At 59.5% G+C, this 16,844-nt stretch carries 14 protein-coding genes and 1 pseudogene; 4 read left to right on the forward strand and 11 right to left on the reverse strand.

Annotation, left to right across the window (positions count from 1 at the left end; translation table 11 throughout):
* Positions 1 to 193: 193 nt before the first annotated feature.
* From SOP85_RS07835 to pdxR, 4 genes are all read right to left on the reverse strand, one after another.
* The gene (locus tag SOP85_RS07835; RefSeq protein ID WP_323626591.1) at positions 194 to 904 is read right to left on the reverse strand and encodes an ATPase; all 711 of its coding nucleotides are present in this window, start codon (positions 902 to 904) and stop codon (positions 194 to 196) included.
* 228 nt (positions 905 to 1,132) lie between these two features.
* A complete protein-coding gene (locus SOP85_RS07840; RefSeq protein WP_323626593.1) occupies positions 1,133 to 1,543 on the reverse strand; it encodes a cupin domain-containing protein in 411 nt (136 codons plus the stop codon).
* Between the two features lie 194 nt (positions 1,544 to 1,737).
* A complete protein-coding gene (locus tag SOP85_RS07845) occupies positions 1,738 to 2,031 on the reverse strand; it encodes a putative quinol monooxygenase (RefSeq protein ID WP_046818089.1) in 294 nt (97 codons plus the stop codon).
* A 124-nt stretch (positions 2,032 to 2,155) separates the two neighbouring features.
* On the reverse strand, positions 2,156 to 3,589 hold the full coding sequence (gene pdxR / locus SOP85_RS07850) for a MocR-like pyridoxine biosynthesis transcription factor PdxR (protein ID WP_274076969.1): 1,434 nt from the start codon (positions 3,587 to 3,589) through the stop codon (positions 2,156 to 2,158).
* A 205-nt stretch (positions 3,590 to 3,794) separates the two neighbouring features.
* On the opposite strand from pdxR, the gene SOP85_RS07855 reads away from it, so the two are divergent.
* On the forward strand, positions 3,795 to 4,235 hold the full coding sequence (locus tag SOP85_RS07855; RefSeq protein WP_323626595.1) for a carboxymuconolactone decarboxylase family protein: 441 nt from the start codon (positions 3,795 to 3,797) through the stop codon (positions 4,233 to 4,235).
* A 73-nt stretch (positions 4,236 to 4,308) separates the two neighbouring features.
* Positions 4,309 to 5,289: a LysR family transcriptional regulator gene (locus tag SOP85_RS07860; RefSeq protein WP_323626596.1), complete on the forward strand. Its 981-nt coding sequence runs from the start codon at positions 4,309 to 4,311 to the stop codon at positions 5,287 to 5,289.
* Positions 5,290 to 5,349: 60 nt separating this feature from the next.
* Here SOP85_RS07860 and SOP85_RS07865 read toward each other — a convergent pair whose 3' ends face one another.
* Positions 5,350 to 5,607, reverse strand: a complete 258-nt coding sequence (locus SOP85_RS07865) for a bacteriocin immunity protein (RefSeq protein WP_274076966.1) — start codon at positions 5,605 to 5,607, stop codon at positions 5,350 to 5,352.
* Positions 5,604 to 7,520, reverse strand: coding sequence for an S-type pyocin domain-containing protein (locus SOP85_RS07870; RefSeq protein WP_323626597.1), 1,917 nt, complete (start codon positions 7,518 to 7,520; stop codon positions 5,604 to 5,606). The genes SOP85_RS07865 and SOP85_RS07870 overlap by 4 nt, the downstream gene beginning before the upstream one ends.
* Positions 7,521 to 7,820: 300 nt before the next feature.
* Here SOP85_RS07870 and SOP85_RS07875 point away from each other — a divergent pair, with 300 nt between their 5' ends.
* Together SOP85_RS07875 and SOP85_RS07880 are read left to right on the forward strand one after the other, a co-directional pair.
* Positions 7,821 to 8,342 (forward strand): GNAT family N-acetyltransferase, encoded by a 522-nt coding sequence (locus SOP85_RS07875; RefSeq protein ID WP_274076964.1) that lies wholly within the window; start codon positions 7,821 to 7,823, stop codon positions 8,340 to 8,342.
* Positions 8,343 to 8,451: 109 nt separating this feature from the next.
* Positions 8,452 to 8,946, forward strand: a complete 495-nt coding sequence (locus SOP85_RS07880; protein ID WP_274076963.1) for a hypothetical protein — start codon at positions 8,452 to 8,454, stop codon at positions 8,944 to 8,946.
* A 94-nt stretch (positions 8,947 to 9,040) separates the two neighbouring features.
* Here SOP85_RS07880 and SOP85_RS07885 read toward each other — a convergent pair whose 3' ends face one another.
* The 5 genes and pseudogenes from SOP85_RS07885 to SOP85_RS07905 form a co-directional block, all read right to left on the reverse strand.
* Complete coding sequence (locus SOP85_RS07885; RefSeq protein WP_323626598.1) at positions 9,041 to 9,262, reverse strand: cbb3-type cytochrome c oxidase subunit 3; 222 nt, start codon at positions 9,260 to 9,262, stop codon at positions 9,041 to 9,043.
* Positions 9,262 to 9,462 (reverse strand): annotated as a pseudogene (locus SOP85_RS07890) (cytochrome C oxidase Cbb3); the annotation flags it as partial. The pseudogene SOP85_RS07890 and the gene SOP85_RS07885, both read right to left, overlap by 1 nt.
* Before the next feature lie 514 nt (positions 9,463 to 9,976).
* Positions 9,977 to 12,343 carry a tetratricopeptide repeat protein gene (locus tag SOP85_RS07895; protein ID WP_323626599.1) on the reverse strand — a complete coding sequence of 789 codons (2,367 nt, stop codon included), beginning with the start codon at positions 12,341 to 12,343 and terminating at the stop codon, positions 9,977 to 9,979.
* A gap of 187 nt (positions 12,344 to 12,530) precedes the next feature.
* Positions 12,531 to 15,044 carry a fused MFS/spermidine synthase gene (locus SOP85_RS07900; protein ID WP_323626601.1) on the reverse strand — a complete coding sequence of 838 codons (2,514 nt, stop codon included), beginning with the start codon at positions 15,042 to 15,044 and terminating at the stop codon, positions 12,531 to 12,533.
* 184 nt (positions 15,045 to 15,228) lie between these two features.
* A complete protein-coding gene (locus SOP85_RS07905; RefSeq protein WP_323626602.1) occupies positions 15,229 to 16,803 on the reverse strand; it encodes an arylsulfatase in 1,575 nt (524 codons plus the stop codon).
* Positions 16,804 to 16,844: the final 41 nt, after the last annotated feature.

The raw sequence follows: 16,844 nt of genomic DNA on the forward strand, positions 1-16,844 counted from the left end.
CTACTGTCAGGGTTGACAGTAGACAGAAATCAGCTTTCATGGTTGAACACTGTAAGCGTCTTGGAAGATGCTTTTTATGAAGTTTTTGTGGTGGCAGGTCGGCCACTTTCGCGAGCAGGCCCGACACACACCGCTTTGCGGTGTACGCAGAGCTCAGGTGGGAGCGAGACTGTTCGCGAAGGGGGCAATGAGGTCAATACAATTTCTGCCCCTTGTCACTATCAACCATCGACACTTTATCTGTCGGCCTGGTCAATAAATTACTGAGCGACTGGTCAAACTTCTGCAGTGCCCTTACTTGCACATTCTGCTGTTCATTAATATCGGCAACGATCTCTTCACTGCGTTTATAGTCGGCCCACACCGGGCTCAGTGCTACGGCGTCATGGCCTCTTGCAGTGCCGATATAGTTGAAGTTGCGATCGTAGAAGTCGGCACTGACATTGGCCTCGACGTCCGAACTGCGCGAGGTGATCAACTGGCTGCGGCTGTCGACGATTGCAACCACGTCCGGTTTCGCCGCCTTGAGGCTCTGCATGTCCGGATACACCGTGACCGAACCGAACTGCCGTTGCAGCGAGGCCTTGACCCAGTCCACCGCCAGGTCGGGCTTGGACGTGGCGACATACGCATCGTGAATCGGTTGAACCAGCAGGCTCTGGCCGAAGCCGGTGCCGGCATTGGCCTGGTACTCCTGCAGGTAGGCGCGATTGGCCTGGGTATTGCGGCTGTAGACCACGCCCAGGGAAACGTCATGGCCGTTGGGAATGCTGGAGGCGCTACTGCGACCTACGGGGGCGGTGAAGATGCCGTCCAGCGAAGAGACCGCGGAAGGTGCCGTGGGAATCGAGCAGCCGGTTAACAGGGCCGTTATTGTCAACGTACTGACAAGTGCAAGTTTCATGGTGTTTCTCCACTGAAACAACATCAGTCGGAAAGTTAAGTTGCCGGGCATGGCCGGCAGTGACTTCAGACTAAACCGGGAGTCACTGAATGAAATGGCCAATATCCGCTATTATCCGTAGATCAATAGTTTTATTTGCTTTAAAGAAGTGCCGTTAAGTGCCCGGAGAAATAAAAAGACCCCAATCGCAGATTAAAGCCTTTTTATTTATGGCTGTTCGTTCAGCGATCAGTTTTTCAAGGGGACCAGGACTTTTTCGTCGGGCGACAACACCATGAACACCAACAGTTTTGCAGGTTGGGTTGCGCTGGCGTTTTTCGAGACCAGATGTTCCGAGCCAGCGGGTTCGTACCAATACTCACCGGCCTTGTACGTGATCTCTTTTTCGCCCTTCACCTGAGAAGTGATCGACCCCGAAAGCACATAGGCCATGGCCGTGCCGTCATGTTTGTGGGCGATCGACGCTTGGCCTGGCTTATAGTCGACCTCGATCATCAAAGCCTTTTTGCCTGGGGCGTTTTTCAGCATCTGGTCCTGCAACACCGTGACCTTTTCTGAAGGATCACCGGCCTCATGGGCAAACGCCGAGGCGCAAACGGTCAAGGCAAGGGCAGCGAGAGAGAAGCGCAAAACGTTCATGGTTGATCACCTGCAGTGGTTAGTCGTCAGGGACCAATCTATGGCGTCGGTGGGAACAAACAAACAGCCAATTTTCGGGAAGGACAGGGGACCAATGTGCGGCGATTGAACGAAAAAGATCGCAGTCCCCGACCACGTTTGCAGAGGTACCCATACTCTGCAAGCGCGACCAGGGACTGCGATCTTAACCGTGTTTATCTGATCGGAAAGCTGTTGAAGTCGACGGCGTTGGCCAACTGGCAATCGATCAGGTCGATGAAGCCTTGCACCTGGGGACTGTTGAAATGCGATTGCATGGCCGTTTCCGATTGCCAGTGGGCGCTGACGGTCCAACGGTTACTGTCCTCAGGGCAGCGGTCGACCATATAGGATTCACAGCCCGGTAGTTCGCGCAGGGTATCGACAATTTTTTGCAATTGCTGACCCAGTTCATCCGAGCGGCCGGCGACGGCCTGCACCTTTACGGTATTGATCACGTTGTAGGACATTGGCACACACTCCTGAATCAGGCCGGACGAATCCTGCTCATTGAGGGATAACGCCTATGCAGGATAGGCCTGCACCTCCGGACCACCAATAGCCAATCGCTTAATAAAGCCGCAGACCAATCCGTCAGGCGACCTGCTGCAAAATGTCCCGAAAACGATCCAGGGCGATGTCGATGTCCAGGGTCTCGATAGCGCCGAAACCGAGGAAAAACCCGGCCTGGGGCGCTTGCTGATAGAAAAAGCTGTCGATGGCATAGAGCCCGACTTCAACTTTTTTCGCCAGCTCGATCACCAGTGCCACATCCACTGGCACCTTGCACAGCACCACCATGTGAAAACCCGCCGTGGTCGGCACCGCCTCGAGCCAGGGCGAGAGATCGCCGGCCATGCGCGCCAGGATACGCTCACGCCGGCCCGCGTAGATCGTGTGGCAGCGACGAATGTGCTTGAGCAGGCAGCCTTCGGCGATGAATTTTGCCAGTGCCCATTGGGGCAGGGTGGAGGTGTGCAGGTCGGTGAGCTGTTTGGCGCGCACCACCGCCTCGAGAATCGCCGGCGGCAGGATCGCGTACCCCAGGCGCAGCTCCGGCAGCAGGGTTTTCGAGAAGGTCCCGACATAGGCGACGATCCCGCGTTCATCCATGCTTTGCAGCGAGTCCGTGGGGCGGCCTTCGTAGCGGAATTCGCTGTCGTAGTCGTCCTCGATGATGATCGCGCCCAGTTCATGGGCCTTGGCCAGCAAGGCGATTCGCCGCTCCTGGCTCATGGGCATGCCCAAGGGGAACTGGTGGGACGGGGTGACGTAGATCAGCCGCGTTCCGCGGGGGATTTGCTCCACCACAATGCCTTCGGCGTCCACCGGCACGCCCATCACAGTGGCGCCGTGGGTGCCGAACAACAGGCGCGCCGGTGGATAACCGGGGTCTTCCATGGCCACGATGCTGCCAGGGCGGGTCAGCACCCGGGAAATCAGGTCCAGGGCCTGTTGCGCACCGTTGCACACCACCACGTCCTCATCCCGGCAATTGACCCCGCGAGAAAAGGCGATGTGTTGCGCGATGGCATTACGCAGGGCCGGCAGGCCTTCAGGCAGACTGTAGAAACCCTTGGACCCGGCAATCTGGCGCAACGCATGGGACGTGCAGCGTCGCCAGTCGTCCTGAGGGAACTGCCCTTTGCTTGTGGCACCGCCGATGAAGTCGTAACGCAGCGACCCTTCCAACGTGGGGTGGCGTAGAAATACCGGAAGTTTGCGCCAGGACTCGATCACCTCAAAGCCGGCGAGCTCGTCAGGGCTCTGCTTGCGCTCGACTTTCGTGGCGCGGGCGTTGACGTAGGTGCCTTTGCCGATCACCCCGGTGAGGAAGTTTTCATAGGTCAGCTGGGCATAGGTATCGGAAATGGTCTTGCGTGAAATGCCCAGTTGCTCGGCCAGCAGGCGGCTTGGCGGCAGTTGCGAACCGGCTGCCAGGCGGCCTGATTCGATAGCGCTGCGCAGTTGCTTGTACAACTGGCCCGCCAGGTCCTTGCGGCCGTTAATGACGACGTGTAGTTCCATACCGGCAAGGCTCCTGGGCTGTTGAGGCGCGTGTGCATCGCGCCAGATTAACCGCAACTTGTGTTTATACATAAGTTGCGTGCAGGAAAAACCGCCAATTGGTCTGCAGCCCGGTGGTCCACGGAAAATTCGCCCAATTGGATATGTAACGCAGGGTTATCAACGACTACCTTGGGGGCACATCGTCGCTACCTGAGATCGCGCCATGAAGCCCCGCCTGGATTACTACAGCGCCTCGCCCAAGGCGATGAAAGCGATGATCGCCATGGAAGCCCTGACCAGCAGTCTGAGCATCGAGCCGGCGCTGCTGCACCTGGTCAAGATCCGTGCCTCGCAGCTCAACGGCTGTGCGTTCTGCACCGACATGCACTCGGTGGACGCCCGGCGCCTGGGCGAGACTGATCGCCGCCTGTATTCGATTGTGGTCTGGCGCGACAGCAACTTCTTCAATCCGCGCGAGCGCGCGGCCCTGGCCTGGACCGAGGCGGTGACGCTGCTGTCCCAGGACCATGTGCCGGATGCCGTTTACGAGCAGGCCCGGGCGCAATTCAGCGAAGGAGAGCTGGTCGATTTGACAATAGCTGTCACTACCATCAACAGCTGGAATCGACTGGCCGTGAGTTTTCGCCAGACGCCCAGCGCCTGAGCGCCTGTCACACGTCTTTCATGCACGATGCGCAAGATGGAGCTCCCGGTGAAAGATCGACAGGGAGTCATCGATGTCCTTCATGGAAACCCGCAGTGCTCAGCCTGTAGCGCAATATCGCGCAGCCTTCGATAAAACCACGTCCTGGCGCACCCGCGCGGCGCAGATCGATCCGCTGCTGGCGCAGTGCTTCAGCGTCACCGCCCGCTGCGGCTGCTTCATGCAGGCGGCCCGCCGCCTCAACATCAAGGCGACCCGGTTGCGCCAGCAATTGACGCAGCTTGAAAGGCAGTTGCAGTGTTCGCTGTTCAGCGCTTCGGAGAACGGCCTGGTGCTCAGCCGCGACGGCCTGCAACTGCACAGGCAGCTGACCGCGCTGGCGCACGAACGCGACTTGCCGGTGATCGAGCAGCCACGGGTGCGCCTGGCCGTCGCCGAGACCATCCTGCACGACATCCTCGGCCGCGACCTGGTGGGGTTGCTGCGACGCAATGCCAGTGCGCGCCTGGACATCATCAGCCTCGACAGCGAATTGTCCCTGCAGGCCGTCAGTGCCGATGTCGTGGTGTGGCTGGCGGGGCCCGACTCGCCGATGCCGGGACCGAGTTTCGCCGTCAGCGAACCGCGCTGCCTGGCGCGACTCGACTACGTGCCGCACATCGCCAAGCGTTATTCCCGGGTCGCCGCGCGGCCGGAAGGCCTCGATGACCTCGCCGACTTCATGCTGGTGCAATGGCAGCACGATCGGCAGATCGACAGTTTTCGGCCATGGAACGACCTGGTCGACCAGCGCCTGGCCGGGGTCGTGCAGTCGCATTCCTACGAATTGATGCTGGAGATGGTCCGTTGCAGCGCCTGCATCGGCCTGTTGCCCGGCTACATGAGCCACTTTGATCGTGCCTTGATCGGTTTGCCGGGGTTGTTCGGCCAGCCGATGCAGCGCCAGTTGTGGATGGCGGTGAATGCCGAATCCCTGGGAGAGGTGCAGGTGCAGACGATTGTCGAGTTGATCCAGGACACCTTCGAAGAGCGGCGGGAGTGGTTCGAAGGTTAGACAAGGCGAATAACCCAGTCGCCGGGATTTTTCCTGGGGACTGGGCTTGGCAGGTTTTGACTAGGACGTTTTGAAGCCAGGTTTGCCATTGGCGGCTCGCCATTCTTTTACTTTAGCCACAATAGCTTCCGGGGTGGATTCTTCATCGGATGCGGCGTAGTAAATCAAGTCAGACCCATCTGGATGCTCTGCGATAGCTTCGAACTCCAAAACCGCGGCCACTTGTTCTTTTTCCGTTTTGTAGGTCGATTCACAGATCATTTTAACAAACAGCAGAAACTCTGCTTCTGTGTGCTCTTCAAATTTTCTAATGCTCATATTGATTTCTTCTCATTATGTATCTGGCCGTGTAGCTTCGGAGTGACTATGCGAATGTTATCGACGTCGAAAACCTTTCCTTCTTTCGATAGGTATGTTACATGATGAAGCTCAAATTTGACTTGCCCTCCGACTCTATCTCCTTTTTTAACGAACGGTGCGCGACCGCTCTTCATCTCGAAAATGTTATTGCTCCGGAATTGTTTCGTTAGCTCCGGGTCATTTGCCACCGTTTTCCAAAGCTGTTCTCGAAACGATCTGAAATTCCTGAATTCTCTACCTCTCAACTGATCGGCAATGTGCGTCGGAATTGGCACTCCTTCACCTTGCGACGATGTTTCTAACCACACACCCGACACGTTTTGCCCAGTACCCGTTGCAACCCCTGCATCCTCCCGCGGATCCCTGAACACAACATAAATCGGTGGTAGACCCGAGTCTGCCGGGAATACGGTGATGAAGTCATCAAAGCCAGCTTCCGCAACCGCTGGAAAGGTGTCAATCCTCCCCTCAACAGGCGTAACCGATGCACCAGTGTAAACCGGTGGAGCAGGCAACTCAGCAGGCGAAGTGGTTGAGCTGTTTCCTGGATTGACGATGGGAGTCCACGTCAAGGTTCTCGGTGGCGTGTCTGTAGTCTGGACGCTGTAGACATTCTGCTCAGAGTTAAAAGTAGCAGTCACGACCCGCACGTTTGCCGGAACGCTCACGCCATCGGTCAAGGCGACAAATACTTCTGACAGATCCTCCGCCGTTGATTTCGAACTGATACGAACGGGCAAAACAACGCTACCACCAGCGGCGGCAATTGCTGACAGATCTTGCCCTTGATCAGGCGCCAGATCTGCGAGGGGAATACTCAATGCGTAACGCCCGGGCAGCTCCCCATTCGCCAGCTTGGGCGAATAGATCAATGCAGAAACGCCAACAAATAGACCCGCAGCGGTGCTGGCCACAAAACTGGTCAACGCAGCAATGGCGGAACGGATGGCCGCCTGCAGGGTAAGTGCCGTCTCTATGGCCGCTATGTTTCCCGCCGAAGTCAATACAACCGGGCCTGTGGATGAAAGTGGCCCAGATGCATGGAACGTATTGGCGCTACGGATAGCCTCCTCTAGCTGACGGGCCTGTTCTGCTGCCAACCGCTGAGCCTCTGCCTCAGCGGCAATCCGCGCTTGTTCTTCAGCGATGCGCTTGGCTTCCGCCAGTGCGGCAATTCGCGCCTGTTCAGCAGCTTCGGCAGCGAGTCTTTGCGCCTCTGCTTCAGCAGTGAGTCGAGCCTGTTCCGCTGCTTCGGCCGCCAGGCGCTGAGCTTCGGCCTCAGCAATGAGACGTGCCCGTTCTGCCTCTTCAACGGCCATCAATTCGGCAACGATATCGGTTAGACGGTCATTGAGGATTTTCGCTTCCGAATTCAATAGGCGAGCGCTCAATGCCGCCTTGTAGGATTTAATCCAGTCCTGCGCGAATATGTAGTATTCGATGGGTGGCCAATTTCCAGGGCGCATCCTGAATCCAGTCGTCGGATCCGCTCCGTCGTACGATTGGGCGACAGCCAGTTGGGCTTGGTAATCTCTTGCCTTGTGCGCAATAAGCGCCTTGATTGCTGTTATTTGTAATGCCAGTTTTCCACTGGGTGTTGAATCCTTGATGGCCGCCTCAGCGGCAATTGCGGAAAGCTCCGCTACACTTTTTTGGATCGTTGAGTTTGCGCTTGCCTCATATTCATTTTTTGCTGCCTGGCTTCCCTCAAAGAGTAGTTTGTCAGTTCTTCTTATAATTTCTCCATGGACACTTGCTGTCCATCCAGGTACGGGTGGAGGTCCATATCCACCGCCAAACCCATCGATTGAATAATCCTGTTCTGTATCGGGAGTAATGACAATGGGGCCAATATCTAATTGTTTGATCATAACCTTTCCTTGGTTAGGGGGTATCAAAACAATAAAGCAAAATATAACGTGGGTGCACGGTTCAGTATCCAGCTGCCTGGTACTCGTGCAAGTAGTAAATTAATACATTTGTAACGAGCTCTGGTCTCTTGAGGAGTTCGCAATAAGCAAAGGTTGTTTGTTTTAAAAATGAATCTACGAATACCACCACGGATTTTTTGCCGCTACAGCACTGGTAATTGGCGTACTCTTCTTATATTCCCGCCCAGTGCAAAGCGGTATAGAGTAACTGGCCATGACTGTCTCAAGGATGAATCACCCATGACCGCCACCGACGCTGTCATCACCCTCGAACGCCTCAACGATTCCCACGTTGAAGGCATCACCGCGCTTTACCGCGAACCGCTCGTCGCTCGTCAAACGCTGCAAATGCCGTTTCCGTCCTCCGAAACCTGGCACAGACGCCTGGCGACGGACAACGAGCGTGTCTTTCAACTGGTGGCCGTGCACCAAGGGACGGTTATCGGCAGCATCACCCTGGAACAATTTTCCCGTATCCGTCGCAGCCATGTCGGCAACTTCGGCATGGGCGTTGCACCTGCGTGGCAGGGCAAAGGCGTGGGTTCGACACTGTTGGCGGCGGCGCTGGATATCGCGGACAACTGGATGAACCTGCGGCGGGTCGAGCTGAGCGTGTATGCCGACAACGAAGCCGCCATCGGCCTGTACCGCAAGTTCGGTTTCGAAAACGAAGGCCTGTTTCGCGACTATGCGGTGCGTGACGGTGCCTTCGTCGATACCTTGAGCATGGCGCGCCTGCGCCGCATGCCCGGAGCCGATTGATCGCTCGCCAGGGGTAAACGCCACCGCTCGTACGTTTAGTCGTACGTCGGTGGCGCGCATCTGCCATGCTCAATGTCCGCAGCACTGCTCCAACCATAGGAACACCGCAATGGACGATGTACAGCAACTGGGTGAGATGCTTCGCCACTACGCAGAAAGCGAAGCGCACAAGAAGCAGCTGTTCGAGACGCAATCGAGCGAGTGGGCGGCGCGCATTGGTGAGCTGTTCGACCAGATCCAGCAATGGCTGGAGCCGGTCAAGGCGCCCCATTTGCTGGAGGTCAGCCGCGAGGCGTATGTCGCGTCGGGGCCGAGCGTGCCGGTGGAGAGCTCCACCTTCAAGACTGAAAAGCTGAGCATCCTGATCGCCGGCAAACCGGTGGAGTTCGTGCCCGACGTGATGGGTGTCGGCGGTCAGATTTCACTGGCGGTGATGGGGTTTACCGCGGCGCGTTATGGCAGCGTATCGCTGGTCTGCCTGCCGCCGTCCACGAGCTGGCAGTGGCGCAAGACCAATGGCTTGAAAGACCCCGATACCTTTGCCTTCGACGGGAATTTCCTCGCCCAGCAGTTGCAGAGCCTGATTCCTCGCGAACGCGGCTGATCCAAGACCGCGATGGCTGGCTAGCCAGCTCCTACACGGGTTGTACGGTCCCTGTAGGAGCTGGCTTGCCAGCGATGGCGTCCTCAGCTTTACCTCAAACCTCCAGATTACCCCAACCCTTTCGAAGCTCTTGCGGCGCCACCGCATTGATGGTCTTGCCCGTCGCGGCTTCCACCCGCCGCGCAACCTCCGGATCATCGGCAAACGGAATCAAACTGGCATCGTTCAGGCTTTCAGCCGTCTGATGGCGCAGGCAGTATTCGATGGCGACCCACCCAAACACTACCCCCAGGATATTCAACAGGATCTCGGCCATCAGGCTATCTGCGCCTCACGTTCAGCCAACGCCACGCCGGCCACCCGCACCGTGCGCCACAGGTTGTATGCCATCACCAGCATGCCGGTGAGGAACAGCACACCCCCGGCAAAACGCACCACGAACCCCGGGTGGCTGGCCTGCAAGGCCTCGACGAAGGAATAGGTCAGCGTGCCATCGTCGTTGATCGCGCGCCACATGCGGATCAGAACCAGCATGACGTGAATGCGCGGGGTATTTCTCTGATATGGTTTTTTCACATATGGCTGAATCTGTTACGAAGATTAGCATCGGTCCATAGTCATATGCCTCTGTAGGAGCGAGCTTGCTCGCGAAAAAACCCGAGAGCGCCACGGGGTGTCTGGTTTCACGCGTTATCGTTGACGTCCATCGCGAGCAAGCTCGCTCCTACAGGGTTATGCGCCAAATCCTGTTGAGGTATTTACATGTATCAGTACGACGTGCAGAACGGCCTGTACATGCAAAAGCACGTTGCCGGAGGTCTGGATGACGTGCATCCACCTGAGCCAGGCGTTCGAGGATATCCGGCACCTGGGTCAGGCGGTGAGTCAAGTTGTTCATTGGCAGGGCTGACGTTTTCGCGAGCAAGCCCGCTCCCACATTTGATCTTCAGAGTTCACAAAATCTGTGACTCGAACAGATCCAATGTGGGAGCGGGATTGCTCGCGAAGGGGCCTTGGGATCAGCCACCAATCACTTCAGCGCCGGATCTCCCATGTTCATTTTCTTCCAGCCCTGCAACAGCACCTGGGCCTTGGGTTCCTGGCCGTTATCCAGGTAGTACTGGATCAACGACAGCCGGGCATTACGGTTGGCAGGCTGCACTTTCAACAGCCGTTCCAGCTCCTCACACGCCGCATCGACCTTGCCGCTGTCATGCAGGGCCACGGCCAGCACGTAGCCGTACTGCGCACTCTGCGGCTCCAGTTGCGCGGCCTTGCGCAGGAACGGCATGGCCTGTTCGGCTTTGCCGGCACGCACTAGCGACAAGCCCTGGGTGTGTTGCAGCAGTGCGGCGTTGGGGTGTTCCTTGAGGCTTTGCGCCATTAGCGCCTGGGCTTCCTGGCTGCGACCATTGGCCTCCAGCCACTGCACCAGGGTCACCAGCGCCGGGTAGAAGTCCGGGTCGCGCTGCAGTGATGTGCGCAACAAGCCTTCGACCTCGCCGCTGCGGCCGCTGGCTTGATACAGCATGGCCAGGTTGAGGTTGGCTTCGGCGCGTTCGGCCAGGCTCTTTTGCACGGCTTCGTATTCGCCGATGGCAGACTCCCAGTTGCCCTGGGCGCTGCCCAAGCCATTGCGGGCGACGCTGAGCAAGTCGCGGGCCGCCGCGATGCGCACGGCCTTCACCGGGTCGCTCAACAGGGGCGTCAACAGTGGCGCACGCTCTGGCGGCGGCAGGAATGCGCTAATGGCACGGATGGCGCTTTCGCGCACTTGCGGTGCCGGGTTGGCCAGGTCCTTGGTCGCCAGTTTCAGCGCCTGCTCACTGGGGTACAGCGGCAACTCCGTCAACAGCGTCGCCCGTTGGATCGCCGGCAGGTTGCTGCGTTGCAGTTGCTCGTACAAGGCTTGCGCGGCGCCGGGCTGGCCGTTGCGAATCAGCCACAGGCTTTCATCGTAGCGTGGGGCTTGCAAGGCGCTGGCGTTGGCGGTGTTCCAGAGCTTGAACTGCTCGGTGACCTTGTCGCTGGCCTTGCCCTGGTGGCAGGTCAGGCAGGCGTCCGGCGTGCCGAGTTTTTTCGCGCGCTCGGGGTTGGGGATGCTGAAACTGTGGTCATGCCGAAAGTCATTGCCCATGTAGAACTTGCCGGGCATATGGCAATCCACGCACTGCGAACCCGGCTGGCCCATGGTGTGGCGGGTATGTTCGATGGAGTCGTAGTTCTTGGCTTGCAGGCCTTTGCCGTCGACGGTTGCCACCGGTGTCTTGCCAGCGGTGTTGTGGCATTGCAGGCAGACGCCGTTACCCGGTGCCTTGAGTTCGCTGCTGTGGGGGTTGTGGCAGTTGCTGCAACGCACCCCCTTGTCGAACATTTTGCTCTGGGCGAAGGAGCCGTGCTCGAACACTTCGTCCTTGATCTTGCCGTCCAGGGCGTACAGCTCGCGGGTCAGGGCGCTTGGCAGGTAATCATCCATCAGGCGCTTGCCGACGGTGAAGCCATCGCCCAGCGGCGCGCGGCGCGAGTGACAGCGGGCGCAGGTTTCGATTTCGACGGTGGCGTTCTTGTCCTTGAGGTCGACGGCGAACCCTGCGTGGATCAGGTCGGTCTTTTTCGCCGTCCATTCCAGGTGATTGGAAGCCGGACCGTGGCAGGCCTGGCAGCCGACGCCGAGGCTGTTCCACTGGCCGTCGAAGGTGTTTTTCGCGGCATCGAAATTGCGCTTGTAACCGGTGGTGTGGCACTCGACGCACATGAAGTTGGCATTTTGGCTAGGTTTGCTCCAGTGCAGCGGGTCCTTGAAGGTCACGCCCTGGCCCGGATAGAGATGAAACCAGCGGTGCTTCTCGGTATCCCAGGCGATGCCCAGGGCTTGCAAGCGACCATCGCCCACCTCGATCAGGTACTGCTGCAACGGCGCGATACCGAAGGTGTAGGCGACCTTGAAGTCGGCGTTCTTGCCATCGATGCCGGGGGTGTTGACCCAGAATCCGTCGTCCTTGCGCGAGAAGCGGGTGGTTTCGTTTTCGGCTTTGAAAGTGACGTTGTTGAAGTCGCCCAGCATGGTCTCGGCGTTGGCTTCCTGCATCGCCAATTGGTGATGGGAACCTTGCCAGTCTTTGACCTGGGCGCTGTGGCAGCCCTGGCATTGTTGTTCGTCGACCATTTTCGCCGGTGCCACGGCAATGGGTTGCGGTTGTGGTTTGGCGGGCTGGACGACAGGTGCGCTGACTGGCGCAGGGGGCACGGGGGCCGGTTGGCTGCTGAACAGGAACCAGCCGATGCCCGCGACCGCCAGCAGCAGGATGCCGATGGTGACGGGGAACAGGTAACGATTGATCAGGTTCGGTTGCGAATCAGGGTTTGGCTTTGCTGCGTTATTTTTATGTGTCGGCATTACGACTTCCGTAGTCCAGGTGCGTTTGCCGTCAGGCGCGCGTTGAGGCTCGAGGCAGCTTTGCCGCAAGGGCGGCGTGTGTCAAATGATGGTTGTGGTGAAGCGGGTGGCTCCTTCGCGAGCAAGCCCGCTCCCACAGGGGAACGCATTCCAATGTGGGAGCGAGCTAGCTCGCGATAGCGATCTTTCATTCCCCGACAAACCAGCGGAAATACGGATTCCCGCCATCCCCGCGCATCACCTCGCGCACATCCCTGGCCCAGGCATCCCGATCGCCGTCATAGGCATGCAGGCTTGCCCGATAAAACTGCATCAGGCGTTGCCGATGAGCATTCATGCGCTCATTGAACCCGGCATCGGCATTCACCAGCGGCGGCGCAACGTGCAGATCCAGCAGCGCCGGAAGCACCCGGCCGATTTCCTTGGCTCGCACCCACGGCGCGTATTCGATGCGCGGCTGATCGTCCGTCACCGCGGGGGCGTCAGCGGCGAAGCGCTCCAGGCCGGTGCGATCGGTCACCCAGGTCGCGAGTAGCGCGGCGGCCGAGCCGATACCGACGTCCTGCAAGGTGCTGCGTACGTTGTCCTGCTGGAAGCGCTGGTTGATTTTCGCCGCATCCAGCTCGATCGGCTCCATCGAGCCCACCAGCAGCATCTCGTGGAACTCGCTGGTCCACAGCGTGGCGTAGGGGAAGACATCCAGAAAGCTGCGTACCAGCGAGCGCGAGTCGTCGATGTTCTGCGTCGGCAACGGCAACCACTGGGCGACGAGGCCCTGTTTCTGCAGGCGACTGGCGGCCAGTTGATAGAAATCCCGGGAATACAGGTTGACCACGCCGGCAGCGGAGGGCGGTGGCGGTTCCAGGGTGATCAGGTCGTAGGGCTGCGGGTTGCGCAGCAGTTCCTGGCGACCGTCGCGCAGGCGCACGTCGACACCCGGGTCGGCAGCCGCATTGAAGTTGCCCTTGAACAAGGGCGCCGCCTTGACCACCGAAGGCAGCAGCTCGGCGACCACCCGGTGTTCCAGGCCCGGATAGCGGGTGAGGGCACCCGCCGTGATGCCCGTACCGAAACCGATCACCAGCGCCGAACGCGGTTCGCCGTTGTGGATCAACAGCGGCAACAGCGCCTGAATCCGCATGTAGCGCAGCGAAGGCATGGCATCGCCGGTATTGGACACACCCTGGATGTACAAACGCTGGAACGCCCGCTGGCCCTTGCCCTGGGTGACCACGGCCACGGTGCCGCCGCGTCCTTCCTCGTAGAACGCCAGGGTACCGTTGCGCGCGCCGGGCAGCAGGCTGGCCAGTTTGTCCACCGGAGTCAGCAGCGCCAGCGCCAGCGAGACCAGGCCGACCGCGATCACACCCTGGCGCCGGCCTTTCTTCACGCCATGACCCTTGCGCACCGCGAAGTAGCCGATTCCGGCGGCGATGATCGCCAGCAATCCCAAGGTTCGTACCAGCCCTAGCAGCGGGATCAGCACAAAACCGCAGAGCATCACCCCGACGATGCCGCCCAGGGTATTGAACGCTACCACCTCACCGACATTTCGCCCGACATGCTCGCGCCCGACGCTCAGGCGCAGGGCCACGGGAAACGCCGCGCCGAGCAGCACGGTCGGCACGAACACGATGCTCAATGCGGCCACCGCAAAGCGTACGCTCATGCCCAGCAATTCACTGGCACCCCATGACAACACCCAGGCTTCGGCCACGCTTTGCGCGAGCACCAGCCAGCGTCCCAGCAGGGCAATCTCCAATAATGCGATCAAGCCGGCACCGGCGATCAGCAGGCCGAACACCCCCCAGGGATCGCGCAGGCGATCGACCCGGCGGGCGAGCAGGGCGCTGCCGAGGAACAGCCCGGTGAGGTAGGTCGCCAACACCACGGCAAACGCGTAGGTGCGGGTACTCATGAACTGCACGATGGATTGCGACCAGACCACTTCGTAACCCAGGGCCACCCCACCGGCAATCGAGTACAGCCACAGGGCCAGGCGATCCGGCTCCTTGTTGGCGTGGTGCTTGACCGGTGCCTCAACGGCGGGCGAACGATGGCGCTGGAACCACAGGGCGCCCGCGGCCGCCAGCAGGTTGAGCATCGCGGCGGCCAGGGCACTGCCGCGCACGCCGAGGGTGGCGATCAGCACGAACGCAGCGAGCAGCGTGCCGGCGATGGCGCCGGCGGTGTTGGCCGCGTACAGGTGGCCGCCGGCCTTGCCCAACTGCTGCGGGTCGCTGGCCAGGGAGCGAACCAGTACCGGCAACGTACCGCCCATCAGCAGCGCCGGAACGCCCACCAGCACAAACGGCAGCACCCAGGCCAGCAGGCCGATGTGTTGTTCCAGCCAGGCGAAAGGGCTGGCCGCGACGCTCATGGCGAAGGTCGCGCCGACACCCAGCACCGCCACCAGCACTTCCAGCCCGGCGTACAGCAGCACCGGTTGCTGCAGGCGGTCCGCCCAGCGGCCGAACAGCAATCCACCCAGGGCCAAGCCAGCGAAAAATGCGCTGATCCCGGTGGTGATGGCGTACACCTCGACGCCCACCACCAGCGACAGCTGCTTGATCCACAGCACCTGATACACCAGCGCCGCGGCGCCGGAGACGAACAGCAGCAGGGCGGGGATCAACAGCGCCGGGGAGGCGACGTGGGGGGCGGGTATGGCCGACGACTTGCTGGCGACACGTGAGGACATTGCGGATTGCCTTGTTCCGGTTCAAGAACACCTGTGACTGTGCCGTCCCTTTCGCGAGCAAGCCCGCTCCCACATTTGGAACGCGGCCCCCTGTGGGAGCGGGCTTGCTCGCGAAGGGGCCGATGCGGTCCCAAGTCGAAAATAAGTCCGCTCGCCGGTGAAGGCGAGCGGCGGTCGAGCAGTCTTACTGTGCAGCTTTCATTTTTTCTTCGATCTTGGCGTCCACCGCCTGACGGATCTGGTCGATGCTGAAGCTCGCCGGCCGCTGGCTTGGCGGGTAGTCGACGAAGGTCTGCAGGAAGGCTGCAGATCGGCGGGTACCGTCGAAGATCAGGTAGTCGTTCTTGGTCAGCCAATCATAGTATTGGTCAGACACGACGTCGGCACGCTCGTACGGGTCCATGCGCAGGTTGAACATTTTTGGCACACGCAGGCAGACGAAAGGTTCGCTCCACACTTGCAGGCCACCGGGTGCACGCTGCTCACAAAAGACGATTTTCCAATCGTTGAAGCGCATGCCCACGAGCACGCCGTCATCGTTGAAGTAGTAGAACTCGTTGCGCGCACTCTTGTCGGTCTTGCCGGTCAGGTAGTCCAGCTGGTTAAAGCCGTCCAGATGCACCTTGAAGTTCTTCCCGCCGACGTCAGCCCCTTTTAGCAGGCGATCCTTGATGTCGGTATCGCCCACCGCGGCCAGCAACGTCGGGAACCAGTCCAGACCGGAGACCATTTGTGTCGACACTTCACCCGGCTTGACCTTGCCAGGCCAGCGGATCATCGCGGGTACCCGATAAGCGCCTTCCCAGTTGGAGTTTTTCTCGTTGCGGAACGGGGTCGTCGCCGCATCCGGCCAGGACCACTGGTTAGGACCGTTGTCGGTGGTGTAGACCACGATCGTGTTGTCGGTGATCTTCAGGTCATCCAGCGTTTTCAACAGCTTGCCCACGTCGCCGTCGTGCTCAAGCATGCCGTCGGCGTAATCGTTGCCGACCATTCCGCTTTGGCCTTTCATGGATTCACGCACGTGCGTGAAGGCATGCATGCGCGTGGTGTTCATCCAGACGAAAAACGGTTTGTCCGCCTTGGCCTGCTTCTCGATAAACGCCTGGGCAGCGGCCGTGGTTTCGTCGTCGATGGTTTCCATGCGTTTTTTTGTCAGTGCGCCGGTGTCCTCGATCTTGCCGTCGGCAAAACTGTGGATCACACCCCGCGGAGACGCTGCCTTGACGAACTCGGCATCATCCTTGGGCCAGTAGGGACGCTCCGGTTCCTCTTCGGCATTGAGGTGGTAGAGGTTGCCGAAGAACTCATCAAAGCCGTGGTTGGTGGGCAGGTACTCGTCTTTATCGCCCAAGTGGTTTTTGCCGAACTGCCCGGTTGCATACCCGTGGGTCTTCAGCGCCTGGGCAATGGTCACATCCCTGGCCTGCAGCCCGACCGGCACGCCGGGCATGCCCACTTTGGACAGGCCTGTGCGCAGAGGCGTCTGCCCGGTAATGAATGACGATCGTCCTGCCGTGCAACTGTTCTCCGCGTAATAGTCGGTGAACATCATGCCTTCCTTGGCGATGCGGTCGATGTTCGGCGTCTTGTAGCCGACCACGCCCATGGAATAGGCACTGATGTTGGTCTGGCCGATGTCGTCGCCAAAAATCACCAAAATGTTGGGTTTGTCGGCAGCCCCGGCCGTTGCCGAGATTGCCATCACCGACGTCGCGACCAGGGCGAGTTTGGGTAGCCACTTGCGTATGCGAGTCATAAGACTTGCTCCTTTTTGCTCATTGGCGTCGCTTGAATACG

Source organism: Pseudomonas sp. YuFO20, from assembly GCF_035064975.1.
Taxonomy (GTDB): domain Bacteria; phylum Pseudomonadota; class Gammaproteobacteria; order Pseudomonadales; family Pseudomonadaceae; genus Aquipseudomonas; species Aquipseudomonas putida_AE.

Coding starts and splice junctions, on each gene's coding strand:
- SOP85_RS07835 (WP_323626591.1), bottom strand. CDS start 904: ATGAAACTTGCACTTGTCAGTACGTTGACAATAACGGCCCTGTTAACC.
- SOP85_RS07840 (WP_323626593.1), bottom strand. CDS start 1,543: ATGAACGTTTTGCGCTTCTCTCTCGCTGCCCTTGCCTTGACCGTTTGC.
- SOP85_RS07845 (WP_046818089.1), bottom strand. CDS start 2,031: ATGTCCTACAACGTGATCAATACCGTAAAGGTGCAGGCCGTCGCCGGC.
- pdxR (WP_274076969.1), bottom strand. CDS start 3,589: ATGGAACTACACGTCGTCATTAACGGCCGCAAGGACCTGGCGGGCCAG.
- SOP85_RS07855 (WP_323626595.1), top strand. CDS start 3,795: ATGAAGCCCCGCCTGGATTACTACAGCGCCTCGCCCAAGGCGATGAAA.
- SOP85_RS07860 (WP_323626596.1), top strand. CDS start 4,309: ATGTCCTTCATGGAAACCCGCAGTGCTCAGCCTGTAGCGCAATATCGC.
- SOP85_RS07865 (WP_274076966.1), bottom strand. CDS start 5,607: ATGAGCATTAGAAAATTTGAAGAGCACACAGAAGCAGAGTTTCTGCTG.
- SOP85_RS07870 (WP_323626597.1), bottom strand. CDS start 7,520: ATGATCAAACAATTAGATATTGGCCCCATTGTCATTACTCCCGATACA.
- SOP85_RS07875 (WP_274076964.1), top strand. CDS start 7,821: ATGACCGCCACCGACGCTGTCATCACCCTCGAACGCCTCAACGATTCC.
- SOP85_RS07880 (WP_274076963.1), top strand. CDS start 8,452: ATGGACGATGTACAGCAACTGGGTGAGATGCTTCGCCACTACGCAGAA.
- SOP85_RS07885 (WP_323626598.1), bottom strand. CDS start 9,262: ATGGCCGAGATCCTGTTGAATATCCTGGGGGTAGTGTTTGGGTGGGTC.
- SOP85_RS07895 (WP_323626599.1), bottom strand. CDS start 12,343: ATGCCGACACATAAAAATAACGCAGCAAAGCCAAACCCTGATTCGCAA.
- SOP85_RS07900 (WP_323626601.1), bottom strand. CDS start 15,044: ATGTCCTCACGTGTCGCCAGCAAGTCGTCGGCCATACCCGCCCCCCAC.
- SOP85_RS07905 (WP_323626602.1), bottom strand. CDS start 16,803: ATGACTCGCATACGCAAGTGGCTACCCAAACTCGCCCTGGTCGCGACG.